Raw genomic sequence first — 26912 nt, 5'->3', positions numbered from 1 at the left:
TTTGATTGCCCTATGGCAGATGGACGACAGACGCTATTTTTTGCCGGCTTTTCTGATATTTTCCATCGCCATTTCTTGCGTTACTTGGGCGTAAGAGGGAGGAGGGCCGGGCAATTGCGCGTTGTGATACTTTTGGTGAGCTGCATGTATTCGATAGGCATCCGATGCAGCGTTGTTCGCGGGAGCATTGTTACTACCGGGCACAAACAATGGTTTAAGTTCAACATCAGGTGAGGATTTAGACTTACTAAAAGATGAGCCATACTTTTGGTCATAAAAATTACTTGGTCCTCCAGAACTACTCGGTCCTGGTCTCGATGGTGATTTGAATGACGGACCGTCTTGTGCGGTACGACTCACACGCCAAGGAGTCCCTCCATTTTGCGATTCCCAGCCGCCCACATTTTGGGGCGCGATATCACCGCCTCGCGACGGAACGCGATTTCTAGGGCCAGGCGCTCCCATGATAAAGCCGCCTATCTGAGACCTAGCGGTGTCCTGACGATTCGGTGGCGAGGGAGAATCTGGACGTGAGCTTCGGCCAAGAGTAGACATGGCTTTGTATCTTGCGTTTGCCTTGACGTTGGCAATGGCGAGTTTTTGGGGAGTTCGGTATCTAATGTTCTCCCGTACAAAAAGCATGATGACCTCCCAAAAATGCCCCGTCGGATCCACTCGATTCACCGGATCCCCCACGCAATACATATACGCATTCAACCCACCCCCACGAAATGGACTCCAACTGTCCGGACTGTGAAAACGCATCAATCGTGGGTTGTAGGCGCGGTAGCCGTTGCCCAGCAAGTACCAGCCAATGTTGGCTTCACGCAGTTGGCCATTGAACCCAAGTCGTGTCTCGATTTTCTGCTGCGCGGACTGCTCACCGTAAGCTGAGTAGACGATGCTCTGGGACTGGCCATCGACGATTTCGCCAATGATGGATTGGCTGCGGTCGGTTGCGAGCAGTACTACGCGTGGCCGGCTGCGGTTGTCTTGATCAGCAGGTTGGCTCATGCCGGGATCTTCGCGGAAACGGGGCAGGCTTTGAGTTTTACTCGCTTGAGCCAGGTTTGCGAACTATCAGAACTGATAGTGGTGTGAGTTGTTTCTATGGGCTGGCGCGAATGGATGTGGTGACGGTTCCACCGCTTTCGCGAGCAGGCTCGCGAAAGCGGTCGGTGCTGCCAACACATGATTCGGCAGTTTGTTTGCTAGCATTGCGTCTGAATCAGTCCAGATCAAACACGAGTGCTCACCATGCAACTCCCAGACATGAACCTGTTGGTCGCCCTCGACGCCCTGCTCGACGAGGGCAGTGTGGTGGGCGCGGCGCGGCGGATGAACCTCAGCCCGGCGGCCATGAGCCGGACGTTGACGCGCATTCGCGAGGCCATTGGCGATCCGATCCTGGTGCGTGCCGGCCGTGGCCTGGTACCGACCCCCAAGGCACTGGAGTTGCGCGAACAGGTTCGCAGCGTGGTGGAACAGGCCGGTTTGCTGTTTCGTTCGGCCGATGCGGTGGAGCTGAGTTCGCTGCGGCGGCGTTTCAGTATTCGGGCCAACGACTTCTTTGTCGGCGTCTACGGCGGCAAGCTGTTCGACACCCTTGACCGGCAGGCGCCGCACTGCGAATTGCGTTTCGTCCCGGAAGGCGATGGCGATGATGAGGCGTTGCGCGAAGGGCGGATCGATCTGAGCGTCAGCAACACCCGGCCGTTGACCCCGGAAGTGAAGGTTCAGAACCTGTTTTCCACCCACTTTGTCGGCCTGGTGCGCGAGGATCATCCGCTGTTCGACGAAGAGATCACGGCGGAGCGTTACGCGGGGTTCTCGCATATCAGCATGTCCCGGCGCGGCATTGCCCGAGGTCCGATCGATACCGCGCTCAATGCCCTGGGGCTGGAGCGGCGGGTGGCGGTGATCGCGCCAAGCTTTCATGCGGCGATGTTTGCCTTGCCCGATTCGGACCTGATTCTGCCGGTGCCCAAGGAAGCCTTGCTGAGTGTGCGGCGGCTCGGACTGAAGCTGCGCTCGTTCGACCTGCCGATTCCGTTGCCGACCTTGATGCTGACACAGGCCTGGCATCCGCGATTCGACAAGGATCCGGCCCACCGCTGGCTGCGTGAAACGCTGAAATCCTGCTGCGATGAAACCTGGCTGGCCGCGCAGCCGGACTGACCTGAACGCAATTCCCCCCCCCTGTAGGAGCGAGCTTGCTCGCGAAAAACGTCTGAACGACACGATCAATCAGTCAGCACGCGTTATCGTTGACGTCCATCGCGAGCAAGCTCGCTCCTACAGGGGGCAGGGGTTGTATCGTTGCGTTTGGCGCACTTATAACCTGCCAATAAGTTGATTTTCGTCAGGCATTACGCTTCTTAGAATGCTTCGGTCTTTCCACGCCGGAGCTTGCAGTACATGACTTCCCTTACGGTCACGGCACCTGTTGCTGCGGCCAGCACGGCAGCCGCTCCACCTGTCTTCGGCCCGCGGATCATTATCGGCCTGGTTGGCGTATTGGTGGCGGTGCTGATGTCGGGTCTGAACGAGATGGTGACCAAAGTCGCCCTGGCCGATATCCGTGGTGCGTTGGCCATCGGCTACGACGAAGGCACCTGGCTGGTCGCCTGTTATACCGCGACTTCGGTGGCGGCCATGGCGTTCGCGCCGTGGTGTGCGGTGACGTTCTCGTTGCGGCGTTTCACCCTGTGCGCCATCAGCCTGTTCACCCTGCTGGGCGTGTTGTGCCCCTTCGCCCCGAATTACGAAAGTCTGTTGTTGCTACGCACCTTGCAAGGCCTGGCGGGCGGTGCATTGCCACCCATGCTGATGACCGTGGCCCTGCGCTTTCTGCCGGCCAATGTGAAGTTGTATGGCCTGGCCGGTTATGCCCTGACGGCGACGTTCGGCCCGGGTCTGGGCACGCCGTTGGCGGGGTTGTGGACCGAGTATGTCGGCTGGCAATGGACCTTCTGGCAAATCATCGCGCCTTGCCTGATTGCCATGGCCGCAGTGGCGTATGGCTTACCCCAGGACCCCCTCCGCCTGGAGCGCTTCAAGTCCTTCAACTGGCGTGGTGTGCTGCTGGGCTTTCCCGCCATCTGCATGCTGGTGATCGGCATCCTGCAGGGCAATCGCCTGGACTGGTTCGAGTCGAACCTGATCTGTGGATTGCTCGGCGGCGGGCTGTTGTTGCTGGTGCTGTTCTTGACCGGCGAGTGGTCGCAGCCGATTCCGTTTTTCAAGATGCAGATGCTCGGCATCCGTAACCTGTCTTTCGCCCTGCTGACCCTGGCAGGCGTGCTGGTGGTGTTGCAGGCGGTGATCATTATTCCGTCCAGCTACCTGGCGCAGGTCCAGGGTTATCGCCCGGTGCAGACCGCGCCGATCATGCTGCTGGCGGCGCTGCCGCAATTGATTGCGCTGCCGTTGGTGGCGGCGCTGTGCAACTTTCGCTGGGTCGATTGCCGCTGGGTGTTGGGCATTGGCCTGAGCATGCTGACGCTGTCGTGCGTCGGCGGCTCGCAATTGACGTCCGCGTGGATTCGCGACGATTTCTATGTGCTGCAATGGCTGCAGATTTTCGGTCAGCCCATGGCGGTGTTGCCGCTGCTGATGCTGTCCACCGGCAGCATAAACCCGATGGAAGGGCCGTTCGCATCGGCCTGGTTCAACACCGTCAAAGGCCTGTCGGCGGTCATCGCCACCGGGGTGATCGAGGCGTTGACCACGGCACGCCTGCATTTCCACTCGACCATGCTGGTCGACGGCCTCGGCAACTCGCCGCTGGCCGAGCGCGACAGCGCAAGCCTCGCTCATCGTCTGCATGAGCAAGCGGTGGTGCTCACTTCCTCTGATCTTTACCTGTGCATGGCGGGTATCGCCGTGATCTTGATCCTGCTGATTTTCTGGCTGCCGACGCGGATTTATCCACCGCGCGCACCGACCTGATTGCTCCACTGAAACAGAAGGTTTTTATGAACACTCAAGCAAAGCAGAAAGTCGCGGTTGCCGTGGTCGCCGCATTGGCCGTCGGCGTGTTGCTGTACCTGGCGATGCCCGGCCTGTTCGGCAAGCGTACCCAGCAGAACACCAATGATGCTTATGTCTCGGCGGATTTCACCCTGGTAGTGCCGCGGGTTGCCGGGTTTATCAAGCAAGTGCTGGTTGAGGACAACCAACAGGTCAAGGCCGGGCAATTGCTGGCATTGATCGATGACCGGGATTTGCGCGCCGCCGCCCAGGCCGCCGACGCCGAAACGCTGGTGGCCAGGGCGCAACTGCAAAACGCCCGGGCGACCCTCGAGCGCCAGGTGTCAGTGATTGCCCAGGCGCAATCCTCGGTGGTTTCGGCCAAGGCGGAAATGGCGTTTGCCGAGCATGAATTGAACCGCTACAACCACCTCGCCGGGGTGGGCGCCGGCACGGTGCAAAACGCGCAACAGGCGCAAACGCGCATCGACCAGGCCTCCGCGCGACTGGCCAATGCCACGGCGGTTCTGGCGGCGGAGCGCAAACAAGTGGAGATCCTCACGGCCCAGCGCGATGCAGCCGAAGGGGGGCTGAAACGGGCGCAAGCGAAGCTGGAAATGGCCAGCTACGAGTTGTCCTATACAAGGATCGTCGCGCCACAGGACGGTATGGTCGGCGAGCGCGCGGTGCGGGTCGGCGCCTACGTCACTCCGGGCAGCAAAATCCTCGCCGTGGTGCCGCTGGCGCAGGCGTACGTGATGGCCAATTTCCAGGAAACCCAACTGACGGATGTGCAGCCGGGGCAGGCTGTGCAAGTGCGCGTCGACAGCCTGGGCGGTGCGGCACTGAACGGTCGTGTCGAAAGCATTGCACCGGCCACCGGGGTGACATTCGCCGCGGTCAAACCGGATAACGCCACCGGCAACTTCACCAAGGTGGTACAGCGGATACCGGTGAAAATCGTGCTGGAGCCGGGACAGTCGCTGGCCGAGCGCTTGCGGGTGGGGATGTCGGTGGAGGCGAGCATCGATACCGGCAGTAGTGTCTCGCGTGAGGTGACTCAGCGATGAAAACCTGTGTTGACGGTGCGGACGCCATCGCGAGCAAGCTCGCTCCCACAAGGGTTATGCGCGAAGTACAAGATTTTCGCACCACAGAAAGTCCATTGTGGGAGCGGGCTTGCTCGCGAAGAGGTCATCAGCCTCGCCTGACTTTTTCTGCCTTGCTTATGCTGAGCCTGTCCGCCTGCACCGTCGGCCCGGACTTTCACAAACCTCAGCCCACACAAATCACCGAGTGGTCGAAACCATCAAAGGCAGCCGCCAGCCAAGCCATCGCCGAAACGATGAACGAGCGCTGGTGGGAGGTGTTCAACGACCCGAAGCTCTCGGCCCTCACGCAACGCGCCCTGACCGACAACCTCGACCTGAAGCTGGCCAGCAGCCGTTTGCAGCAAAGCCGTGCCGTTCGCCAGGTGATCACCGCCAACCGCTATCCGAATACCGCGGCCACGGGAAGTTACGCCCGAAAACGTAACAGTAGTGAAGGCCTGAGCGACCCGTCAGGGCACAACGGCCAGTCCGCATTCAACCTGTGGGATGCCGGTTTTTCCGCGTCCTGGGAGCTGGATTTGTGGGGGCGTGTGCGTCGGGAAACCGAAGCCGCCGACGCCAACCTTGAAGTGGCCGAGAACGACCGACGCGGTGTGCTGTTGTCGGTGCTGGCCGAAACCGCCCAGGACTACATTCAACTGCGTGGCGCGCAGAACACCCGGCTCGTCACCGAACAGAACCTCGACGTCGCCCGCCATAGCCTGAAGCTTTCGCAATTGCGCCTGGCCGACGGCGTCGCGACGGATCTGGATGTCGCTGAAGCCGCCGCGCAGGTGGCGGCCATCGAATCACGCCTGCCCGCACTGGAGCAGCGCCAGTGGCAACTGATCAACGCCTTGAGTCTGTTGATGGGCGAAGCGCCCCAGGCATTGACGGCGGAGTTATCCACAGACGCACCGGTGCCACAAACGCCGCGCCAGGTCGCCATTGGCTTGCCCTCGCAACTGGCTGAACGCAGGCCGGACATTCGCCAGGCCGAAGCACGGCTGCATGCCGCCACTGCCGGCATTGGCGTGGCCAAGGGCGATTTCTATCCGCGAATCACCCTGTCGGGGAACATCGGTTCCCAGGCCATGCAACTGAGCGATTTCGGCTCCTGGGGTTCGCGTTCGTTCGGGATCGGCCCGCAGTTCAGCTTGCCGTTGTTCGACGGCGGACGCTTGCGTGGCGTGCTCGAGTTGCGCGAAGCACAACAACAGGAAGCCGCTATCATCTATCAGCAAACCGTGCTGCGCGCCTGGCATGAAATCGATGATCAACTGACCACCTATAACGCCAGCCAGTTGCGCCGCGACAGTCTGGCCGAAGCCGTACGTCAGAACCGCATTGCGCTGGACACCGCGCAACAGCAGTACGTTGAGGGCGTGGTGGATTTCGTCACGGTGCTCACCGTGCAAGGAGCGTTGCTGGCGACGCAGGAGCAGTGGGTCGAGAGCTCGACCGGCGTGTCGCTGGCGGCCGTCGGGTTGTACAAGGCGTTGGGTGGGGGTTGGGAGTCGGTGTATCCGTTGGCCGTGACGGCGCAGCGTTAATACGCAGGCAATGATGGCCATCTGCTTGACGCTAGTCACCGCTGCCGTAGACTCGGTTGATCCGAAAGGGAGTGCGGTCATGCGGATTTTCTGTGTGTTGGGGTTGGGATCGGTCCTCGTCGCGAGCGCTGTCCAGGCGCAAACGCCTGGGGCAGACGACCCGCTTGCGCAAATGGATGCAGGCGCCAGTACTGCGACCAGCACCGAGGCCCGCGGTGTACTGCGGGCCCGGGACCAGGCCGTACTGGCCAGTGAGGTCCCTGGGCGGATTGTCGAGTTGCCGTTCAGCGAGGGGGAATCGTTCAAGAAGGGCGATACCCTGGCGCGGTTCGATTGCTCGGCCTATCAGGCGCAGCTCAATGCCGCTCAAGCGGCCAGCCGTGGCGCGGGTGAAGAACTGGCGCACAACCGGCGACTGGCCGCGCTGAATTCGGTCGGGCGTTTCGAAGTGGCACGTGCCGAGGCCAAGGTCAGCGAAACCCAGGCGCAGTCCCAGGTGTATCAAGTGCAGGTCAAGCGTTGCAGCGTGCAGGCGCCGTTCGATGGCCAGGTCGTCGAGCGCAAGGTGCAGCGCTATGAAAGCGTACCTGCCGGCGCACCCTTGCTGGACGTGGTCGATAATCGCACCCTGGAAATCCATTTGCTGGTGCCCTCGCGCTGGATGGCCCGACTCAAGCCCGGCCAGACCTTCAGTTTTGTCCCCGATGAAACCGGCAAGCCGCTGGATGCGACAGTCAAACGCCTGGGCGCACGAATCGATGAAGGCAGCCAGACCCTGCTGCTGGTGGCCAGCGTGCCCGACGCCAGCGGGTTGCTGGCGGGCATGAGCGGCACTGCGCATTTCGCGGAGTTCAAGTGAACGCGCCGGTGAGCGGCGGTGCCGAACAGGTATTCGCACGTTTTCTTGATCTTGAGCGCCAGACCCGCGCAGCCCAAACGTCCGCCCAATTGGCCTACAGCCTGGTCAATGATGGACAGGCATTGTTTGGCTTTCGCCATGCGGCACTGTTAATCGCCGGGAAGGTGCAGGCCGTGACCGGTGTCAGTACGGTGGAGCCGAACTCACCCTTTGTAGCGTTCGTCGAGCAGGCGGTGGCTCAGTTGTTCAAACGCGAACAATTGCAGCAGGCGCGGGTCGTTGCCGCCGATGTCCTCGGTGAGTCGCTGCGGGCTGAATGGCAAAGCCTGTCGGCGGCGCAGGTGTTCTGGCTGCCGCTGGTCGATCGTCAGGGCAAGGTGTTCGGTGGGTTGTGGCTGGCCCGGGACGTTGCGTGGAACCCTGCCGAACAGGTGCTGCTGGCGCAACTGGGTGATACCTACAGCCACGCCTGGCAGGCGTTGCAACCGCGCAAGCCCTGGCGTCTGCGTTGGACCCGCAAACGCCGGGGCTTGCTGGTTGCAGTGCTATTGCTCGGGCTGTTGATCCCGGTGCGCCAGTCCGTATTGGCACCGGCTGAAGTGGTGCCGCTGGGCGGTCGGGTGGTGGCGGCACCGCTGGACGGTGTCATTGCCGAGTTCCTGGTCAAGCCCAATCAGACGGTGAAGACCGGCGAATTGCTGCTGCGCTTCGAAAGCACCACGCTCAAGGCTCAGGCCGATGTCGCCGAACGCGCCCTCGGGGTTGCCGAGGCGGAACTCAAGGCCAACTCTCAGCGTTCGTTCGCCGATGCCGAGTCCAGTTCGAAACTGGATTTGCTGGCCGCCCGGGTTGAACAGAAACGCGCCGAGCGCGACTACGCCCGTGAACTGCTCAAGCGCAGCGAAGTGCGCGCCGAGCGCGATGGTATTGCGGTGTTTGCCGATGCCGAACGCTGGACCGGCAAGCCGGTGCAGACCGGCGAGCGGCTGATGGAGATCGCCGATCCGACCCAGGCGCAATTGCGTATCGAGCTGGCTGTGGGGGACGCGATATCCCTGGAGCCCGGCGCTGAAGTCGCCTTGTTTCTCGACAGTGACCCGCTGCAACGGCATCTGGCCAGACTCGAACGTTCGGCTTATGAAGCGCAACCTACGGCGGGCGGGCAATTGGCTTATCGGCTGGATGCGAATTTCGACGCGCCACCCCCGCGCATCGGATTGCGCGGCACGGCGAAAATCTTCGGTGACCGGGCGCCGCTGGGGTTGTACCTGCTGCGTCGACCGTTGGCCGGTTTGCGTCAGAGCGTGGGCTTGTAAATGAGCCTGCCGGGCCTGCGTGCCGACCTGCAACTGTCCCCGGCAGCGCCGGCGCTGGACGGTGCGCCCAGCTGGACGCTGGCCGACCCGGTGCGGGGGCGTTACTTCAAGCTCGGTACGACGGCGATGCGTTTGTTACGTCACTGGTCGCTGGGTGAACCCGAGCAGGTCCTGCAAGCGGCCAATCGTGAGCCGGGACTGGCGCTGGACGGTACGGATCTGGAGCAATTGCTGGTTTTTTTGCGCAGCCACGACCTGATTACCGCCCTCGACCCCCAGCAGCGTGCCAGCTACAGCGTTAAAGCGGATGCCCAGCGCCGGAGCCTGTGGCAAGTGTTGCTGCATCAGTACCTGTTTTTTCGAATTCCGTTGTGGCGCCCTGAGCGTTTTCTCAACCGTGTCTGGCCTTGGCTGGAGCGCTTCGGTCCGCGAGCGCTGCGCTACGGATTACCCGCCGTGCTGGGGGTGGGGGTGTTTCTGGTGTCACGGGACTGGCAGCGATTTATCGCGACGTTTCCGCATCTGTTCAGCCTTGGCGGTGCAGTGGCGTTTGGCGTGGCCCTGTTCTTCGCCAAGCTCTGCCACGAATTCGGTCACGCGTTCATGGCCAAGCGCGCCGGGTGCCGGGTACAGAGCATGGGCGTGGCGTTCATGGTGCTGCTGCCGATGTTCTATACCGATGTCAGCGATGCCTGGCGGGTCAATGATCGCAAGGCCCGATTGCTGATTGGCGCTGGCGGCGTGCTGGCGGAGTTGCTGTTGGCGTGCATTGCCTTGCTGGCCTGGTCGTTGCTGCCCGACGGTCCCGCCCGTACCGCCGCGTTCATGCTCGCCAGTGCTACCTGGATCACCACACTGGTGGTCAATCTCAACCCATTCATGCGTTTTGACGGTTATTTTTTGCTCAGCGATTTCTGGCAGGTCGATAACCTGCAAGGTCGGGCGTTTGCCCTGTGCCGCTGGCGCCTGCGCGAGTTTTTGTTCGGCTACGGCGCAGCGGCGCCGGAGCCTTGGTCGCCGACAATGCAACGGCGTTTGCTGATCTGGGGGTATGGCTCGTGGTTATGGCGCGCGGCATTGTTTTTCGGGATCGCTCTGGCGGTCTATCACCTGTTCTTCAAGGTGTTGGGGATTTTCCTGATGCTGGTGGAGCTGGTCTGGTTCATCTTTCTGCCCATCATGAGTGAATGGCACCAGTGGTGGGGCCGCCGCGAGCAGGCGCATGGACCGCGGGTGCTGCTCAGCAGCCTGGCATTGCTCGGGCTGTTGCTGGTGCTCATCCTGCCGTGGCGCAGTGCCGTCGAGGTGCCGGCCATGCTGGAAGCGGGCCGGGTCAACACCTTGCATGCGCCGGTGGCGGCACGGATCAAAGCCGTGAAGGTGCATGACGGGCAGTCGGTGGCGCAGGGTGATGTCCTGATCGAACTGGAGTCCCCGGATCTCGATTCGCGCCAGACCATTGCGCGCCGGGAAATCGAGATTCAGCAATTGCAAATGCGCCGTCAGGCCAGCCGCAGCGAAACGGCCTCCGATGCCTCAATCGTCGAGCAGCGCCTGGCCGAAGCGGTCGCCGAGTACCGGGGGCTGGCGGCTCAGCGCGAGCGATTGCTATTGCGCGCCCCCCATGCCGGCACCGTGCGAGATCTGCTGCCGCAATGGGCGGTGGGGCGCTGGCTGTCGACCCGGGAGCCGCTGGCGCGGGTGGTCGAGGACGGCGTGCGCTTGCGTGGCTATCTGGCCGAGGCAGAACTCTGGCGCGTGGCACCGGGCGCCACTGGACGGTTTATCGCCGATGATCCGATGCATCCGGCGATTGCAGTGCAACTGAGCGAAATCGACACCAACGGCGTGGCGTTTGTCGATCAGGAGGCACTGACCTCCGATCACCACGGACCGATTGCCGTGCGTCGCGATCAGTATCAACGAGCCGAGCCGGTACAGGCGCAGTATGGCGCGCGATTGAGTACCCTCGAACCGGCGCCGACGCCGGTGCAGCCGTTGCGCGGCGTGGTGGTGTTGCAGGGCAGCGGCGAGTCGTTATTGGGGGTCGCCTGGCGACGCATGGCGGCGCTGGGGGTCAGGGAAAGCGGTTTTTAAGGAGTGCGACGATGGCGAACAGCAGTGCTGTGGCAGCCGAAGGTTTAGTGGTGCGGCCTTCGCGAGCCAGCGATGGGCCTTTTTTGCAACGCCTGTATCAATCGGCCCGACCGGACCTGCAATGGATCGACGACAGCGTGGAGGTGGTCGAGCAGATTGTGGCCCAGCAGTTCCAGGTACAGGAGCAAGGACTGGGTGAAAACTTCCCCAATGCCATGCATTACGTGGTTGAGAAACTCGGCACTGCGATCGGCGCGTTGAGCACTGATTTCGGGCCGAATGAGATTCGCGTGCTGTATCTGGCCTTTATCCCGGCGGCGCGGGGGCAGGGGTATGGGCGGGCGGTATTGCAGGGGGTGCAGAAGGCCGCCCAACAGATTCGTTGCCCGGTGGCGACGGTGGTCTGGGCCAGCAATCCCCATGCGCTTGAGCATTACCTGGCGCTGGGTTTTGCAGTGCAGGAGTACAACGTCGCGGCACAAAGGCTGGTGTGGTATCCGCAAGGCTGAGGGCACTGCGAGCCAGAAAAGGGTCAGTTGAAGGCGATGTAGAAGTAGCCTCGCTGCGGATCACGTCCCATCGACGGCACCCGGGAAACGAAAATGTTTTCCACTTTGCCCAGTTCCGGCAATTGCAGCGTGCATAAACCGTCCACAAAATCGGTCGGGAGCAGGCTGTTGAACTCTACACTGAATGGCATGCGCTCACTGTTGCGCATGCGGGCGCGGGGTGACTCTTCGAGGTGTTCGAACTGCACCGGCAGTTCGCTGCCGTCGGGCAGGCGAAGGACAACGGTCTGGCCCAGCAGGGTCTGGAAATGATGACTTTGAACCGCTTGCAACATGATCCGCCTCCGAAAAGTGAACAGTGCCGGGGGCGCGCGGCCCCCGGCGAACCTTCAGCCACGCGATGGAAAATACCCTTGCAGGGCGATGCTGAAGTTGATGACCAGGAACGGGTTCATCACACTCATGGGCTGGGTCCCGCCAGTGGAGGCAATCTCTCCGGTGACGGTGGTGCTCACGCCCTGGAGCGCCACCGCCGTTGCCCCTTGTTGATCGGAGTAGATGTTCGCCGTCCCCGGTCCGCCACTCGAAGCGCCGATGAAGGCGTTGGTTGCCGTTGGCACGTTTACGGGATTGCTCGGCGGGTTGGCCAGTTGCAGGGTGGTGGTGGCGGTCAGTCCGGACATCTGGTGGGTGTGGTTGGGCATGTTGCCGATGGTCGCGGTGACGTTTTCGGTACCGGAAATCTCGCCAATGGTGCGCGTGCTGAGATTGGTGCCGGTGCCCTGGGCCATCGGTAATCGACCTTGCAGGTTGGGTAGCATGAAGGTGGTCTGGCCGTTACCGCCGTAGTTCACGCCAATCAGCGAGAACAATGCACTCCATTGCGAAATGCTTAACGTCTGGCCATTGCAAAGGGCCCAGTTCTGGGGGGCGAAATCAAAGGCGAAAGGCTGGATAGTGCCGATAAATACTTCCATTAATCCTTATCCTTCAGGTTGGTGGTTGGCGCGCCACGCGGCTGCCAGACACCTGGGGGTGTCGACTCCTTTTCTTTACGTGGCTCGGTCACGCCACGCCACAGCGTAGACGTAGATTGTGGGTGTCGTGGCGAGGTTGTGTTTGTCCGATGGACGCGCTTCCCACGCTGTCGTCGCTAATGTCCTTCACTGTTTACGAAAAGCTCGGTATCAAGTCGATTTAGCTTCAAATTGATATCAAAAGACCACTAGTCGAAGTTTTATCGATCGACTACGCTTTGTCCTACAAAAGGACTATCAAATACGGTGAATGGACTTGCACCATTTTCATTTCATTTCCGGTTTGCCGCGCTCGGGGTCGACCCTGCTTTCTGCAATCCTGTTGCAGAATCCGCGTTTCCATGCCGGAATGACCAGCCCCGTCGGTTCCCTGTTTTCCGGTGTACTGGAGCAGTGCAGCGCCGGCAGCGAGTTTGGTGCCGTTATCGACACCGATATGCGCCGTCGCCTGTTGCGCGGCCTGTTTGATTCCTTTTACGCCGACAAGGCCGACAAATCGGTGGTGTTCGACACCAATCGGTTGTGGAGTTCGCGCCTGCCGGCCATCAGCGATCTGTTTCCCAAGGCCAAGGTCATTGCCTGCGTGCGCAACGTCGCCTGGGTCATGGACAGCATCGAGCGTCTGTACCGCGCCAATCCCTATGAAAACACCAAACTCTTCGGCGATGCCGTCGAGCGCAACACCGTCTACAGCCGTTGCGAAACCCTGGCCCAGCGCAATCGCCTGGTGGGTTTTGCCTGGGCGGCGCTTAAGGAAGCCTATTACGGCGAGCATGCCGACTCCTTGCTGATCATCGACTATGACTTGCTGACCCAGGCTCCGGAGCGGGTGCTGCGGCTGGTCTACGACTTTATCGACGAACCCTGGTTCGAGCACGACTTCGAACACCTGGCGTACGACGCCCCGGAATTCGATCAAGCCCTCGGGGTGGCCGGCCTGCACAAGGTCAGACCCAAGGTCGCCGTGCAGGCACGACGCACCATCCTGCCGCCGGATCTGTTCAAGCAATACTCAGACTTGTCCTTTTGGCTCGATGGCTCTGCCAGCGCCGCCAATGTCATTCGTATGAAGTCCGACGCCGCGAACATTTGATCGCGGCGTTTTTCATTGATGCCTTACGTATATTCGTTCGAATCCGGGTGAGCAGCATGTGGTGGACCATTTTTGGCGGGGTAAAGGCAACGTCACGGGCAACCGAAGGTCAACGGACGCCAGCGGCGCCCATGATCATGTCCCTTGAACCACGCATGCTGTTCGACGGCGCCGTCGCCGCCACGGTGGCCGATACCGCGGCCCAGGCCGATAGCCATTCCACAGCCGATGCCGCCAAGACACCGACTGCCGATCACCCGACGATCAGCAAGGACACCCACGGCCAGACCGATGCCGCGCCGGCTGTCATCCCGGTTGCGGTGCCAGGGCAGAGCGTGGTGTTCGTCGACTCTCGGGTGAAAGATGCCGACAGCCTGCTCCGGGGCGTCGCCCCCGGGACCCAGATCGTGAAGCTGGACACGGGCAAGGATGGACTGCAACAAATTGCCGACTACCTCGATCAGCATCAGGGCATCAGCTCGGTGCAGATCATCGCCCACGGCAACGCTGGCGACCTGTGGCTGGGCGACAGCTATCTGTCGGCTGACAACGTCGCCGCTCGCAGCGCGGTGCTGGCGGAAATCGGCAAGGACATCAACGCTGGCGGTGACATCCTGATCTACGGCTGCTACACCGCCGAAGGCGAGCGTGGCCTGAGCTTTGTCGACTCGCTGGCGCAAATGACCGGCCGCGATGTAGCGGCTTCGAGCAACCGTACCGGCGTGGGCGGCGACTGGGATCTGGAAATCGCCACCGGCAACATCGAAAGCGCCAACGTGCTCTCGACCACAGCCATGAGCGACTATCAGTGGGGCCTGGCCACCTGGACCGCCACCAACAACGCCAATACGGGCGTCGGCTCGTTGCGTGCCGCCCTCGCCTCGGCGCAGAACGGCGATATCGTCACCTTCAGCAGTGGCATGACGGTGCAGTTGACCTCCGAATTGCTGATCAACAAGAACGTCACCGTTGATGGCGACTTGAACAACGACGGTGCGGCGGATGTGATTCTCGATGGTCAGTACAGGACCCGAGTGATTGAAGTGAGCTCAGGCAGTATCGTCACGCTCGATGGCCTGGTGATCACCCGTGGCCTGGTGTCGGGCAATGGCGGCAACGGTGGCTACGGTGCCACGGGCGCGATGGCCGGAGGTATTTTCAACGCCGGGATTCTGACCCTGAACAACGTTACCGTGACCTCCAACGGGGCTTCCGGTGGCGGTGGCGGCGGCGGTGTCACGGGCGCTTTTTACGGCGGCGGCGGCGGTGGCGGCGGCGGTCTGGGCGGCCAGGGCGGTGGGCATGGCGGTTCGGCAGGGCCAGGCACCGGCACGTTGGGCGGCCAGGCGGGCAGCGGTGGCGTCGGTGGTTACGGCGGCGGTTATGACGCCACCCACATGGGCGGTCGTGGCGGTACCTCCACTGGCGGTGCTGGCGGGGTGGGCGTTTCCTATTACAGCAACGGCGGTAACGGTGCGACGGCCACCAATGGCACGATATCCATTGGTGGCGGCGGCGGCGGGGCCGGTTGGGACAAGGTGGGTGGCGCCGGCGGCAACGCGGTGGGCGGGATCTACAACGCCAGCAGCGGCACCATCACCGTCATCGGCACGTCGACCATCAGCAACAACATCGGCGCCGGTGGCGGCGGTGGCGGTGGCGGTGGCCAAGGCAGCAATGCCAGTAATGGCGGCATTGGCGGCCGGGGCGTCGGTGCGATCTGGAACAAAGGCACGCTGCTGATGACGGCCGCCAACTTCGCGGCCCTGGCCGGTAATGCCGCGGCCAGTGGTGCGGGTGGTACCGCGCAGGGCGGAGGTACAACCGGCACCTCGCCGACCTCCTTCGCGACCATCTACAACGACGGGGGTGTACTCAACACCGCGTATGCGCCACCACCGACCGCGACCATCGTGGTTGCTGACACCACACTGAGCATCGGCGAAACGTCCTTGGTGACGATCACTTTTTCCGAGGCCGTGACCGGTTTCACCAATGCGGACCTGACCATCGCCAACGGCACCTTGAGTGCGGTAAGCAGCAGCGATGGCGGCATCACCTGGACGGCTACGTTCACGCCGTCCGCCAGTATTTCCGATACGACCAACGTCATTACCCTGGACAACACCGGGGTGATAAACGGTCTGGGCACCGCCGGCGTCGGCACCACCAACTCCAATAACTACACGGTCGACACCGTACGCCCGACCGCGACCATCGTAGTGGCAGACAATGCGCTGAGAGTCGGCGAAACTTCGCTGGTGACCATCACCTTCGATCAGGCCGTGACCGGTTTGACCAACGCCGACCTGACCATCGCCAACGGTACGCTCACGGCGGTGAGCAGCAGCGATGGCGGCATCACCTGGACGGGGACCTTTACCCCAACCGCCAGCATCACCGACACGACCAACCTCATCACCCTGGACAACACCGGGGTCAGCGACCTGGCGGGCAATGCCGGGAGCGGCACCACCGACTCGAACAACTACGCGATCGACACTGTGCGCCCGACGGCCACCATCGTCGTTACGGACACGGCGCTGAAAATCGGCGAAACCTCACTGGTGACCTTTACCTTCAGCGAAGCGGTCAGCGGGTTCACCAATGCCGACCTGACGATTGCCAACGGTACGCTCACGGCGGTGAGCAGCAGCGATGGCGGCATCACCTGGACCGCGACCTTTACCCCGACGGCCAGCGTCAATGACACGACCAACCTGATCACCCTGAACAATACCGGGATCAGCGATCTGTCGGGCAACGCCGGTAGCGGCACCACCGATTCGAACAACTATGCGATTGATACGCTGCGTCCGACCGCCACCATCGTGGTAGCCGACAACGCACTGAGAATCGGCGAAACCTCACTGGTGACCATCACCTTCTCCGAGGCGGTCAGCGGGTTCACCAACGCCGACCTGACGATTGCCAACGGTACGCTCACGGCGGTGAGCAGCAGTGACGGCGGCATCACCTGGACCGCGACTTTCACCCCGACCGCCAGCATCACCGACACGACCAACCTGATCACTCTGGACAACACCGGGGTCAGCGATCTGTCGGGCAACGCCGGCAGCGGCACCACCGACTCCAACAATTACGCGATCGACACTGTGCGCCCGACGGCCACCATCGTGGTCGCGGATACGGCGCTGAGAATCGGCGAAACCTCGCTGGTGACCATCACCTTCAGCGAAGCGGTCAGCGGACTCACCAACGCCGATCTGACCATCGCCAATGGCACGTTGAGCGCGATCAGCAGCAGCGACGGCGGCATCACCTGGACCGCGACCTTCACGCCCTCCGCGAGTATCAACGACACGACCAACCTGATCACCCTGAACAACACCGGGGTCAGCGATCTGGCGGGCAACACCGGCAGTGGCACCACCGATTCGAACAACTACGCCATCGATACTGTTCGTCCGACTGCCACGATTGTGCTGGCCGATCCAACGCTGACCGCGGGCGAAACCTCGCTGGTGACCATCACCTTCTCCGAGGCGGTGAGCGGTTTCACCAACGCCGACCTGACGATTGCCAACGGCACCTTGACCTCCGTCAGCAGCAGCGACGGTGGCATCACCTGGACGGCGACCTTCACCCCTACCGTTGGCGTGAATGACTCGAGCAATGTGATCACTCTGAACAACACCGGAGTGAGTGATCTGGCGGGCAACACAGGCAGCGGCACCACCAACTCCGGCAACTACACCATCGATACGGTGCTGCCGACGGCGACCATCGTGGTCGCCGACAATGCGTTGAAAATCGGTGAAACGTCGCTGGTGACCATTACTTTCAGCGAAGCCGTCAGTGGGTTCTCCAACGCCGACCTGACCATCGCCAACGGCACCTTGAGCTCCGTCAGCAGCAGCGATGGTGGCATCACCTGGACCGCGACATTCACCCCGACTGCCAGCATCACCGACACGACCAACCTGATCACCCTGGACAACACCGGTGTGCAGGCTGTCGCCAGCGGTAACGTGGGCATCGGCACGACCGACTCCAACAACTACGCCATCGACACCGTGCGCCCGACGGCAACCATTGTGGTCGCGGACACGGCACTGAGAATCGGCGAAACCTCGCTGGTCACGATCACCTTCAGCGAAGCGGTGAGTGGTTTCACCAATGCCGACCTGACCATCGCCAACGGTACGCTCACAGCGGTGAGCAGCAGCGACGGTGGCATCACCTGGACGGCAACCTTCACGCCTTCGGCGAGCATCAACGACACCACAAACCTGATCACCCTGGACAACACCGGCGTGGCTGATCTGAGGGGGAACGCCGGCAGCGGCACCACCGATTCCAACAACTACGCTATCGACACGGTCCGACCCACTGCGACCATTGTCCTGGCCGACGCCACCCTGAGTGCCGGCGAAACCTCGCTGGTGACCATTACCTTCTCCGAGGCAGTGACGGGTTTCACCAACGCTGACCTGAGCATCGCCAACGGCACCTTGACCTCGGTGAGTAGCAGCGACGGTGGCATCACCTGGACCGCGACCTTCACCCCAACCGTCGGCGTGAATGACTCGAGCAACGTGATCACCCTGAACAACACCGGAGTCAGCGATCTGGCGGGCAACACCGGCAGCGGCACTACCAACTCCGGTAACTACACCATCGATACGGTGCTGCCGACGGCCACTATCGTCGTGGCCGATGGTGCGTTGAGCGTCGGTGAAACCTCGCTGGTGACCATCACCTTCTCCGAGGCGGTGACGGGTTTCACCAACGCCGACCTGACCATCGCCAACGGCACCTTGAGCTCCGTGACCAGCGGTGATGGTGGCATCACCTGGACCGCAACCTTTACGCCGACCAATGCCATCTCCGACACCAGTAACGTCATCACCCTGGATAACAGCGGTGTGCAAAACGGCTCGGGCAACGCCGGTAGCGGCACCACCGATTCCAACAACTACGCGATCGACACCGTGCGCCCGACAGCCACCATTGTGGTCGCGGACTCGGCGCTGGCGGTGGGTCAGACATCAGTGGTGACCATCACGTTCTCCGAGGCGGTGACCGGCTTTACCACGGCCGATCTGACGGTGAGCAACGGTACTCTGAGCAATCTCAGCACCAGCGATAACATCACTTACACCGCGACATTTACTCCGACGGCTGACATCACCGACGCCACCAATCTGATCACCCTGGACAACAGCGGTGTGGTCGACGGGGCGGGCAACGTCGGCAGCGGCACCACCGATTCGAACAACTTTTCGATCGACAGCCAGCGCCCGACCGCAACCATTGTGCTGTCCGACCCGACGCTGAGCGCCGGTGAAACCTCGCTGGTAACCATCACCTTCTCCGAGTCTGTGAGCGGTTTCAGCAACGCTGACCTGTCCGTTCCCAACGGCACGTTGAGTGCGGTGAGCAGCAGCGACGGCGGCATCACCTGGACGGCGACGTTCACGCCGACCGTCGCGGTCAACGACACGACCAACCTGATCACCCTGGGCAACTCCGGCGTCGCGGACCTGGCAGGCAACGTCGGTACGGGTACGACCAATTCCGCGAATTTCACCATCGACACCGTGTTGCCGACCGCCACCATCGTGGTCGCCGACACTGCCTTGAGCGTCGGCGAAACCTCGCTGGTGACCATCACCTTCAGCGAGGCCGTGAGCGGTTTCAGCAACGCCGACCTGAGCATTGCCAACGGTACCCTGAGCGCGGTGAGCAGCAGCGATGGCGGCGTCACCTGGACGGCAACCTTCACGCCGACCGCCAACATCGCTGACAGCTCCAACCTGATCACTCTGGACAACAGCGGCGTGCAGAACGCCTCCGGCAATGCGGGCAGCGGTACCACCGATTCCAACAACTACGCCATCGACACCGAGCGTCCGACCGCCACCATCGTGGTCGCCGACACGGCCCTGAGCGTCGGCGAAACCTCGCTGGTGACCATCACCTTCTCCGAGGCGGTGAGCGGTTTCAGCAACGCCGACCTGACCATCGATAATGGCACCTTGAGTGCGGTGAGCAGCAGCGACGGCGGGATCACCTGGACGGCCATTCTGACACCGTTGGCGGGTATCGCCGACACCGGCAACCTCATCCAACTCGATAACAGCGGTGTTCAGGATGCGGCAGGCAATGCCGGCATCGGGGCCACGGACTCGAACAACTACGCGATCGACAGCCAACGCCCGACCGCGACCATTGTCATGGCCGATACCGACCTGCGTCCCGGCGAAACGACCCTGGTGACCATTACCTTCAGCGAAGCGGTCAGTGGTCTGGACAGTTCCGATCTGAGCGTCGCCAACGGCACTCTGAACGGGTTGAGCAGCAGCGACGGCGGCGTCACCTGGACGGCGACTTTCACGCCGACCGCCAGCATCACCGACACCACCAACCTGATCACCCTGGACAACACCGGTGTCACCGATGCGGCTGGCAACGCCGGAAGCGGGGTGACCAACTCGGCGAATTACCTGGTGCAAACCAGTGTGCCGACCGCCAGCATCGTGATCGCCGACACGGCGCTCAAGGCTGGCGAAACGACCCTGGTGACCATCACGTTCAGCGAGGCGGTGACCGGTTTCAGCAACGCCGACCTGACCATCGCCAACGGTACATTGAGCAACGTCAGCAGCAGCGATGGCGGCATTACCTGGACAGCGGCCTTTACGCCAACCTCGAACGTTACCGACGTCGGCAACCTGATCACGCTCGACAATAGCGGCTTGGTCAATGCATCGGGCAACGCGGGGACGGGCACTACCGATTCGAACAATTTTGCCATCGACACCGCGCTGCCGACCGCTTCTATCGTGGTTGCCGACACGCAACTCGGCATCGGCGAAACCACCACCGTGACCATCACCTTCAGCGAAGCGGTGAGCGGTTTCGATGTGTCGGACATCAGCGTTGCCAATGGTGTGTTGTCGAACCTGAGCAGCAGCGATGGCGGCGTGACCTGGACCGCGACCCTGACGCCGACCGCCAATATCAACGACACAACCAACCTGATCGTGCTCGACACCGGTCGCGTGCAGGACGTTGCCGGCAACTTCGGCGCAAGTATCGCCATCTCCAACAATTACGCGCTTGATGCGACCCGGCCAACGGTGAACATCGTGGTTGCCAACCCGAACCTCGGTATCGGCCAGACCACTACGGTGACCTTCACCTTCAGCGAAGCCGTCAGCCACTTCGACCTGTCCGATCTGAGCGTGACCAACGGCGACCTGAGCAATCTCGCCAGCAGCGATGGCGGCAAGACCTGGACGGCGACGTTCACGCCGACGGCCAATGTCACCGACCCAAGCAACTTCATCGCCCTGGACACCCGCAACGTCACAGATCTGGTGGGCAACACTGGCAACACGGTGGCGGTGTCGAACAATTACACCCTCGACAGCGAACTGCCGAGCGCCACCGTCGTGGTCGCCAATCCGAACCTGGGCGTGGGTCAGACCTCGCAGGTGACCATCACCTTCAATGAAGCGGTCAGCGGTTTTGATTTGTCCGACATCAGCATTGCCAACGGCACCTTGTCCGACCTGAGCAGCAGCGATGGCGGCAAGACCTGGACCGCGACCCTGACACCGACCGCCAACGTCAATATCGCCAGCAACGTGATCGGCATCAACTATGCCGGTATCAGCGACATGGCCGGCAACAGTGGCAGCGGTGTGAGTTATTCCGACAATTTTGTCATCAACACGGTGCCAACTTCCTCGGTCGTTTTCGTGTCGGCAGACCCGGATTTGCGCAGCAACCCCCCGGTGACGCTGACCGATGTGCCCAACGTGCCGCTGCAACCGACCATTTTCACGCCTCCGACGGGCAACCTCAGCTCACCATTGACCTTCCAGCCATTGTTCGAACAACGGGTGATCGGCAACGGTATCCGGCCGTTGGGCGATATTTTCATGAACCACGGTGCATTGGCCCCGAGTTTCATCGCACAGGTTTTCAGCAGCAATGACAGCGGAGGCGATGGCTCGGGGCATGGTTTCCTCGGTTTCGGCGGCGGCGATGGCGGTGTGTTCAGCACCAGCACGCTATCGAGCCTGTTCAATCAGGACAGCAGTAGCGAACGCGATTCGTTGAACGCCTTTGGCAGTCAGTCGATCAAGTCCGGCGATGTTTCCCAGGGCCTGCGCGGGGTGTTTGGCGCACCGACCCTGGGCCAGCAATTGCAACAGCTCAAAGACAACGAGCAGCAGCAGGTCGATAACCTGGCCGCCGCTTTGAAACTGGCCGGCATCAGCGAAATGCAGGCCTGATGAAAACCTCCACTTGTGATGCGGCACCCAGGGGCGATGCAAGGATGAATAGAAGTCATAAGTTATTCGGCGCCAGCCTGCTGGCACTGGCGATCAGCGGATGCGCAGTCACCAGTGAGCCGATCGAACGCAGTGTCAGTGAGCAGCGGGCCAAAAGTGACCTGCAAAGCATGTACAAGGGGCAGGAGCCTCTTGGCGGCCCATTGACCCTGCACCAAGCCATGGCCCGTGCGGTGAAGTACAACCTCGAAGGCCGGTTGAAAATCATGGAGGAGGCCCTGGCCAAGCGTCAACTCGACCTCGCCAGTTTCGACATGCTGCCGCGCATGGCGCTGGACGCCGGATACGTGGGCCGCAACAACGTCAACGCCTCCAGTAGCCAGAGCGTGCGGACCGGCACGCAGTCCCTGGAGCCTTCGACCTCCCAGGACCGCGACCGTGATGTAGCGGACCTGACGATGGTCTGGAACGTGCTCGATTTCGGTGTCAGTTACATCAGTGCAAAGCAGCAGGGCGACCAGCGCCTGATCGTTCAGGAGCGCCGACGCAAGGTGATCAACACCATCGTCCAGGACGTACGCTCGGCGTATTGGCGGGCGATGGCCGCCGAACGCCTGCTCACGCAGATCGACAGCCTGATGGCACGGGTGGAAACCGCGCGCAACGACAGCCAGAGCATGAGCCAGCAACGCATTGGCGATCCGGTGCAAGCCCTCGGTTATCAACGCTCGCTAATCGAAGCGACCCGCCAACTGGAAGAGCAACGCCGTGCGTTGTCACTGGCGAAGACCGAACTGGCGACCCTGATCAACCTGCCGATGGGCACGGAGCTGACCTTGGCGACCGATAACGGTTATGAGATTCCCGAACTCAAGGTCGATCTGGCCAGTCTTGAACAGGAAGCCCTGACCAGCCGTCCGGAACTGCGTGAACAGGATTATCAGACCCGCATCAGCGCTGCCGAGACCCGCAAAGCCATGTTGCGCCTGCTGCCGGGCCTGGAGTTCTCCGCTGGCGGACATTACGACAGCAACTCGTTCCTGGTGGAGCAGGGCTGGGCCGATTACGGCGTCAAGGTCACCTGGAACCTGTTCAATGTGATCTCGGCGCCTGCGGCGATCGACGTGGCCAAGGCCGGTGAGGAAGTCGCCACCGCGCGCCGTCAGGCGATGTCGATTGCGGTGCTGGCGCAGTTGTATGTGGCCAATGCCAACTACCGCGAGGCCTTGCGCCAGTTCAAGACCAACCAGCAATTGTCGGACATCGACGGGCAAATCGTCGGTCAGTTGCGCAACCGCCACCAGGCGGATGGCATCGGTGAACTGGATCTGATCCAGGGCGAACTCAATACCTTGCAGGCCGATCTGCGTCGCGACCTGTCCTACGCCGACCTGCGCAATGCCTACGGGCAAATTTTCGCCAGCGCCGGCCTCGATCCGTTGCCGGATCAGGTGCAATCGACACAGGTCCAGTCCATCGCCACGGCCCTGGCCAATCGTGAAGCAGCCTGGGCGGCAGGTGATATTACGGTGCCGGTGACCCATGCCCCAGCACGTTGATGTGAAGGCCCCGACTGCCAGCATCAGCCGAGCTCAGCGGGAGCGGCGCAACGGTCATCGCGGCGCGGCTATCCTGCTGACCGGCCTGCCGGCGGCGGGCAAGTCGACCCTTGCGCAAGCGCTGCACGCCGAGTTGTTTGCCCGCGGACTGCAGAGCGTGGTGCTCGATGGTGACGGGCTGCGGGTGGGGCTCAATCGAGACCTGGGCTTCAGCGACAGCGATCGTCAGGAGAACATCCGTCGCGCCAGCGAACTGGCATCGTTGCTGGTGGAGAACGGACAAATCGTGATCCTGGCGATGATCGCGCCCCTGGTGGAGTTGCGCGATGTGTTCGCCCGGCGGCTCGGTGACGATTATCGCGAAGTCTGGTGCAGTGCGACCCTGGCGGTGTGCGAGCAACGTGATCCAAAAGGTCACTATGCCCGCGCCCGACGCGGCGAATTGACCGGGTTTACCGGGGTGTCCGCACCGTATCAGGCACCGGTCGATGCGGCGCTGGTGCTCGACACCGGGATACAGTCTGTGGAGGCCTGTCTTGATCGACTGTTGACCTGGCTCGGTGAATCCGCGGTGCTGCCCCGACCTTGAACCGGTTGGTGTTCAAGGTTTCGACGACAAGTCCGCCATGCCCTTGAGCAACTCGATCGGCAGTGGAAAGACGATGGTCGAGCTCTTGTCGCCGGCAATCGAACTCAGGGTCTGCATGTAGCGCAGCTGCATGGCCCCCGGTTGACGGCCCAGCATTTCGGCGGCTTGCATGAGTTTTTCCGAGGCCTGCAATTCGCCTTCGGCGTGGATCACCTTGGCTCGCCGTTCCCGTTCGGCTTCGGCCTGCTTGGCGATGGCGCGGATCATCGATTCGTTGAGGTCCACGTGCTTGATCTCGACGTTGGCGACCTTGATGCCCCAGGCGTCGGTCTGGGCGTCGAGTACTTGCTGGATGTCCAGATTCAAGCGTTCGCGTTCGGCCAGCAGTTCGTCCAGTTCGTGTTTACCCAGCACCGCCCGCAGCGTGGTTTGCGCCAATTGGCTGGTGGCCATCAGAAAGTCTTCGACCTGGATGATCGCCTTTTGCGGATCGAGCACGCGGAAATACAGCACTGCGTTGACCTTGACCGACACGTTGTCGCGGGTGATCACGTCTTGCGGTGGCACGTCCAGCACCACGGTGCGCAAATCGACCCTTACCATTTGCTGGACCACCGGAATCAGCAGGATCAGGCCAGGGCCCTTGACCTGCCAGAAGCGCCCGAGCTGGAACACCACGCCGCGCTCGTATTCGCGCAGGATGCGGAACGTCGCCCCTGCCAGTGCGATGATCAACAACAGCAGCGCGACAAGACCCAATTGCAAACCCATGACTATTCTCCGCCCGGCGCCGCGTCAGCCGCGGCCACTTGCAGCAGCAAACCCTTGCGCCCCACCACCCGCACCCGCTGCCCGGGTTGCAGCGGCGTCGCGCTAAGCACTTGCCATCGTTCTCCCTGCAGATGAATCCAGCCGCCATAGGCGTTACCGGTCTGCAATGACGTCACCGCCGTCACGCTGCCGAGCAGCCCGGCATCACCGCTGACGATTTCGCGCGGTCGTGTCTTCATGGCGTGAATCACCAGGTAGATCAGCAATAGCGCGCTGACCAGTCCCAGGCCGATCATCAACGGCACGGGCACTTCGGTATTGGACAGGATCACCGCGCCGATCACGAACATCACGATGCCGCCCAGGCCGATCACGCCGTAATTGGGCAGGGCCGCCTCGGCGATCAGGAACGCTAGGCCGAAGGTGATCAGCCAGATCCCGATGGGGTTGGGCACCAGCAACACAACTGTGTCGGTGGCGCAGGCCGATCCGCTCAACGCCAATAGCAACGCAACTGCACAGCAACGCATGTTCACTTGACCCTCCGGGAGAGGCGTGGAGTGGCTCTGAATACAGTTTAGTTGAGCCTCGGCCGGTATGAATTTTGCTCAATTACCGTCGGCAGCCGATGAGCGGATTTCCCACCGGAACGCGCTGACGGGCCTAGACTTTTACTACGCAAGCCAAGCTTTAATCATCGTCCGCAAGCGATCATGGCGGACACCGAGGTGCATCATGCGTATGGCAAGAACCGTGCAGCGAAGCCTGGAAAAGGCTCAATGCGAATATGACATCGTCAGCCACCCACACTCGGCCAGCAGCCTTGAAACGGCGCGGGTCGCAGGTATTCCTGCCGAACGGGTGGCCAAATCGGTGATCCTCGACGATCACCATGGGCATTACCTGATGGCCGTGCTGCCCGCCAGCCGCCACCTTGACCTGAGCAAAGTCCGCAGTAGCGGTGAGTGGCAGGTTTCCCGCGAAAGCAACCTCGCGCACCTGTTCGATGATTGCGAGCGCGGTGCAGTACCGGCGCTGGGTGAGTCCTATGGGTTGGAGGTGGTCATCGATCCGCTGCTGACCCGGCAAAAAGACATCTATCTGGAGGCTGGAAACCACGTCAACCTGGTGCGCATGGACATGCCCGAGTTTCTGAAAATGGTGCCGCATGCCGAGGTGCGGGAATTGAGTCATTGAGTTTTGTTTCGTCAATGCTGACGTCATCACGGGCAAGCCCGCTCCCACAGGAACTGCGATTAACCTGTGGGAGCGAGCTTGCTCGCGATGACCGCGCAGCGGTCCTTGAATTGGTCCCCAGGAGTTCGACATGGAAAGCCCGACCCATAACCTTCCATCCCTGTTCAAACAACTCGGCCTGCCGGACGACGCCGAAAGCATCGATAAATTCATCGCCACCCATTCACCGCTCAAACCGGAGCTGCACCTTGCGGACGCGTTTTTCTGGAGCCCGAGCCAGGCGGAACTTCTGCGGGAGGAGATTCTCGATGACGCGGATTGGGCCGAGGTGGTGGATCAACTGGATGTGATGTTGAGGAAGGGGCGGGGGGTGTGAATCGTCATCGTCCTGGCGGCCACTGTCGGGATGTATGGACCAGGGCGAGTATCCAGATGGCGTCCAGTCCCTGCTCATAAACAATGCGGTAACTCTGATGTGGCGTCAGCTCGCGAGTGCCTGAAATGATCCCGGCAGGGCCGATTTCCGGGTATTTGGCAAGCCGGGATAGCGCATTGCTGAACCGGTTGTCCATGTCGATGGCTGCTTTTGGGTTAACGGCATGCAGGTAATCCCAAATGTCTGCACGGTCCTGTGCTGCTTCTTTCGTCCATATTATTTTCATTCCTGTAGCTCGGCCCGCCTGCGCCTGGCAGCGAACTCTGCCTCAATTTCATCATTTGTCAGCCCGTCGCCGGCGCGCATCGAAGCGCGTGCGGTGTCGACCTTACGCTGCAGGAATGCTTCGTACTCGCGAGCCTCCCGTTGGGTTTGAACAAACTGACGCATCATTTCCCGGACGATTTGCGAGGCGGGGCGATGAGCGGCTTCTGCCTCTGCCATGAACTGCTCACGCAGTTCAGACTCAAGTTTCATTGTAAAAACGGCTTGTTTCGACATGGCTGCCTTCTCGGTTGTCGTGCTGACAAAGTATATACATCTTAAGTACGGTGGCTTGTTCA

General features: G+C 61.5%; 21 protein-coding genes. 14 read left to right on the top strand and 7 right to left on the bottom strand.

All coding sequences use genetic code 11. The annotated features are described in order from the left end of the window. Positions 1-33: 33 nt before the first annotated feature. Complete coding sequence (locus AC1Q6Y_RS21875) at positions 34-1014, bottom strand: RHS repeat-associated core domain-containing protein (protein WP_492625150.1); 981 nt, start codon at positions 1012-1014, stop codon at positions 34-36. 243 nt (positions 1015-1257) lie between these two features. Between AC1Q6Y_RS21875 and AC1Q6Y_RS21870 the strand changes: the two genes are divergently transcribed. The 8 genes from AC1Q6Y_RS21870 (at position 1258) to AC1Q6Y_RS21835 (ending at position 11397) form a co-directional block, all read left to right on the top strand. After that, positions 1258-2178, top strand: coding sequence for a LysR family transcriptional regulator (locus AC1Q6Y_RS21870; RefSeq protein ID WP_492625149.1), 921 nt, complete (start codon positions 1258-1260; stop codon positions 2176-2178). 240 nt (positions 2179-2418) lie between these two features. Next, positions 2419-3951, top strand: a complete 1533-nt coding sequence (locus AC1Q6Y_RS21865; protein ID WP_492625148.1) for an MFS transporter — start codon at positions 2419-2421, stop codon at positions 3949-3951. A 26-nt stretch (positions 3952-3977) separates the two neighbouring features. Beyond that, the gene (locus AC1Q6Y_RS21860) at positions 3978-5042 is read left to right on the top strand and encodes an HlyD family secretion protein (RefSeq protein WP_492625147.1); all 1065 of its coding nucleotides are present in this window, start codon (positions 3978-3980) and stop codon (positions 5040-5042) included. After that, a complete protein-coding gene (locus AC1Q6Y_RS21855) occupies positions 5039-6616 on the top strand; it encodes an efflux transporter outer membrane subunit (RefSeq protein WP_492625146.1) in 1578 nt (525 codons plus the stop codon). Before AC1Q6Y_RS21860 ends, AC1Q6Y_RS21855 begins: the two co-directional genes overlap by 4 nt. A 79-nt stretch (positions 6617-6695) precedes the next feature. Continuing rightward, positions 6696-7475 carry an efflux RND transporter periplasmic adaptor subunit gene (locus tag AC1Q6Y_RS21850; RefSeq protein WP_090452395.1) on the top strand — a complete coding sequence of 260 codons (780 nt, stop codon included), beginning with the start codon at positions 6696-6698 and terminating at the stop codon, positions 7473-7475. Next, the gene (locus AC1Q6Y_RS21845) at positions 7472-8791 is read left to right on the top strand and encodes an efflux RND transporter periplasmic adaptor subunit (RefSeq protein WP_057712540.1); all 1320 of its coding nucleotides are present in this window, start codon (positions 7472-7474) and stop codon (positions 8789-8791) included. The genes AC1Q6Y_RS21850 and AC1Q6Y_RS21845 overlap by 4 nt, the downstream gene beginning before the upstream one ends. Continuing rightward, positions 8792-10888: an efflux RND transporter periplasmic adaptor subunit gene (locus tag AC1Q6Y_RS21840; RefSeq protein ID WP_492625145.1), complete on the top strand. Its 2097-nt coding sequence runs from the start codon at positions 8792-8794 to the stop codon at positions 10886-10888. A gap of 11 nt (positions 10889-10899) precedes the next feature. Then, the gene (locus AC1Q6Y_RS21835; protein ID WP_057712538.1) at positions 10900-11397 is read left to right on the top strand and encodes a GNAT family N-acetyltransferase; all 498 of its coding nucleotides are present in this window, start codon (positions 10900-10902) and stop codon (positions 11395-11397) included. A gap of 23 nt (positions 11398-11420) precedes the next feature. On the opposite strand, the gene AC1Q6Y_RS21830 is transcribed toward AC1Q6Y_RS21835, so the two are convergent. Continuing rightward, positions 11421-11732 (bottom strand): DUF6916 family protein, encoded by a 312-nt coding sequence (locus AC1Q6Y_RS21830; RefSeq protein WP_492625144.1) that lies wholly within the window; start codon positions 11730-11732, stop codon positions 11421-11423. 54 nt (positions 11733-11786) lie between these two features. Further along, on the bottom strand, positions 11787-12374 hold the full coding sequence (locus tag AC1Q6Y_RS21825; RefSeq protein ID WP_218495486.1) for a phage tail protein: 588 nt from the start codon (positions 12372-12374) through the stop codon (positions 11787-11789). Positions 12375-12690: 316 nt separating this feature from the next. Here AC1Q6Y_RS21825 and AC1Q6Y_RS21820 point away from each other — a divergent pair, with 316 nt between their 5' ends. From AC1Q6Y_RS21820 to cysC, 4 genes are all read left to right on the top strand, one after another. Further along, complete coding sequence (locus AC1Q6Y_RS21820; protein WP_371318458.1) at positions 12691-13527, top strand: sulfotransferase family protein; 837 nt, start codon at positions 12691-12693, stop codon at positions 13525-13527. 131 nt (positions 13528-13658) lie between these two features. Beyond that, positions 13659-21797, top strand: a complete 8139-nt coding sequence (locus AC1Q6Y_RS21815) for an Ig-like domain-containing protein (protein WP_492625154.1) — start codon at positions 13659-13661, stop codon at positions 21795-21797. Positions 21798-21841: 44 nt separating this feature from the next. Further along, a complete protein-coding gene (locus AC1Q6Y_RS21810) occupies positions 21842-23356 on the top strand; it encodes a TolC family protein (RefSeq protein ID WP_057712533.1) in 1515 nt (504 codons plus the stop codon). Then, positions 23340-23945, top strand: coding sequence for an adenylyl-sulfate kinase (gene cysC, locus AC1Q6Y_RS21805; RefSeq protein ID WP_057712532.1), 606 nt, complete (start codon positions 23340-23342; stop codon positions 23943-23945). The genes AC1Q6Y_RS21810 and cysC overlap by 17 nt, the downstream gene beginning before the upstream one ends. A gap of 12 nt (positions 23946-23957) precedes the next feature. On the opposite strand, the gene AC1Q6Y_RS21800 is transcribed toward cysC, so the two are convergent. Continuing rightward, on the bottom strand, positions 23958-24716 hold the full coding sequence (locus AC1Q6Y_RS21800) for a slipin family protein (RefSeq protein ID WP_057399130.1): 759 nt from the start codon (positions 24714-24716) through the stop codon (positions 23958-23960). Positions 24717-24718: 2 nt separating this feature from the next. Further along, positions 24719-25252 (bottom strand): NfeD family protein, encoded by a 534-nt coding sequence (locus AC1Q6Y_RS21795; protein WP_154910771.1) that lies wholly within the window; start codon positions 25250-25252, stop codon positions 24719-24721. Between the two features lie 199 nt (positions 25253-25451). On the opposite strand from AC1Q6Y_RS21795, the gene AC1Q6Y_RS21790 reads away from it, so the two are divergent. Next, positions 25452-25913 carry an aminoacyl-tRNA deacylase gene (locus AC1Q6Y_RS21790; protein WP_007975646.1) on the top strand — a complete coding sequence of 154 codons (462 nt, stop codon included), beginning with the start codon at positions 25452-25454 and terminating at the stop codon, positions 25911-25913. 130 nt (positions 25914-26043) lie between these two features. Beyond that, entirely contained in the window at positions 26044-26289 is a 246-nt protein-coding gene (locus tag AC1Q6Y_RS21785) for a DUF2789 domain-containing protein (RefSeq protein ID WP_015092958.1), read from the top strand. 4 nt (positions 26290-26293) lie between these two features. Here the strand turns inward: AC1Q6Y_RS21785 and AC1Q6Y_RS21780 are convergent, their stop codons facing one another. Beyond that, the gene (locus tag AC1Q6Y_RS21780) at positions 26294-26575 is read right to left on the bottom strand and encodes a type II toxin-antitoxin system RelE/ParE family toxin (protein WP_102672451.1); all 282 of its coding nucleotides are present in this window, start codon (positions 26573-26575) and stop codon (positions 26294-26296) included. Continuing rightward, positions 26572-26850 (bottom strand): antitoxin of toxin-antitoxin stability system, encoded by a 279-nt coding sequence (locus AC1Q6Y_RS21775; RefSeq protein ID WP_150812085.1) that lies wholly within the window; start codon positions 26848-26850, stop codon positions 26572-26574. Before AC1Q6Y_RS21775 ends, AC1Q6Y_RS21780 begins: the two co-directional genes overlap by 4 nt. Positions 26851-26912 lie beyond the last annotated feature (62 nt).

The organism is Pseudomonas sp. GW823-FHT06E10 (assembly GCF_058794995.1).
Note: the sequence above shows the minus strand (reverse complement) of the source record. Positions and strands in the feature narration are given on the sequence as shown.

Bases quoted from the DNA above. Each gene is read 5' to 3' on its own strand.
- AC1Q6Y_RS21875 (WP_492625150.1), bottom strand. From the start codon at position 1,014: ATGAGCCAACCTGCTGATCAAGACAACCGCAGCCGGCCACGCGTAGTA.
- AC1Q6Y_RS21870 (WP_492625149.1), top strand. From the start codon at position 1,258: ATGCAACTCCCAGACATGAACCTGTTGGTCGCCCTCGACGCCCTGCTC.
- AC1Q6Y_RS21865 (WP_492625148.1), top strand. From the start codon at position 2,419: ATGACTTCCCTTACGGTCACGGCACCTGTTGCTGCGGCCAGCACGGCA.
- AC1Q6Y_RS21860 (WP_492625147.1), top strand. From the start codon at position 3,978: ATGAACACTCAAGCAAAGCAGAAAGTCGCGGTTGCCGTGGTCGCCGCA.
- AC1Q6Y_RS21855 (WP_492625146.1), top strand. From the start codon at position 5,039: ATGAAAACCTGTGTTGACGGTGCGGACGCCATCGCGAGCAAGCTCGCT.
- AC1Q6Y_RS21850 (WP_090452395.1), top strand. From the start codon at position 6,696: ATGCGGATTTTCTGTGTGTTGGGGTTGGGATCGGTCCTCGTCGCGAGC.
- AC1Q6Y_RS21840 (WP_492625145.1), top strand. From the start codon at position 8,792: ATGAGCCTGCCGGGCCTGCGTGCCGACCTGCAACTGTCCCCGGCAGCG.
- AC1Q6Y_RS21835 (WP_057712538.1), top strand. From the start codon at position 10,900: ATGGCGAACAGCAGTGCTGTGGCAGCCGAAGGTTTAGTGGTGCGGCCT.
- AC1Q6Y_RS21830 (WP_492625144.1), bottom strand. From the start codon at position 11,732: ATGTTGCAAGCGGTTCAAAGTCATCATTTCCAGACCCTGCTGGGCCAG.
- AC1Q6Y_RS21825 (WP_218495486.1), bottom strand. From the start codon at position 12,374: ATGGAAGTATTTATCGGCACTATCCAGCCTTTCGCCTTTGATTTCGCC.
- AC1Q6Y_RS21815 (WP_492625154.1), top strand. From the start codon at position 13,659: ATGATCATGTCCCTTGAACCACGCATGCTGTTCGACGGCGCCGTCGCC.
- AC1Q6Y_RS21810 (WP_057712533.1), top strand. From the start codon at position 21,842: ATGAATAGAAGTCATAAGTTATTCGGCGCCAGCCTGCTGGCACTGGCG.
- cysC (WP_057712532.1), top strand. From the start codon at position 23,340: ATGCCCCAGCACGTTGATGTGAAGGCCCCGACTGCCAGCATCAGCCGA.
- AC1Q6Y_RS21800 (WP_057399130.1), bottom strand. From the start codon at position 24,716: ATGGGTTTGCAATTGGGTCTTGTCGCGCTGCTGTTGTTGATCATCGCA.
- AC1Q6Y_RS21790 (WP_007975646.1), top strand. From the start codon at position 25,452: ATGCGTATGGCAAGAACCGTGCAGCGAAGCCTGGAAAAGGCTCAATGC.
- AC1Q6Y_RS21785 (WP_015092958.1), top strand. From the start codon at position 26,044: ATGGAAAGCCCGACCCATAACCTTCCATCCCTGTTCAAACAACTCGGC.
- AC1Q6Y_RS21780 (WP_102672451.1), bottom strand. From the start codon at position 26,575: ATGAAAATAATATGGACGAAAGAAGCAGCACAGGACCGTGCAGACATT.
- AC1Q6Y_RS21775 (WP_150812085.1), bottom strand. From the start codon at position 26,850: ATGTCGAAACAAGCCGTTTTTACAATGAAACTTGAGTCTGAACTGCGT.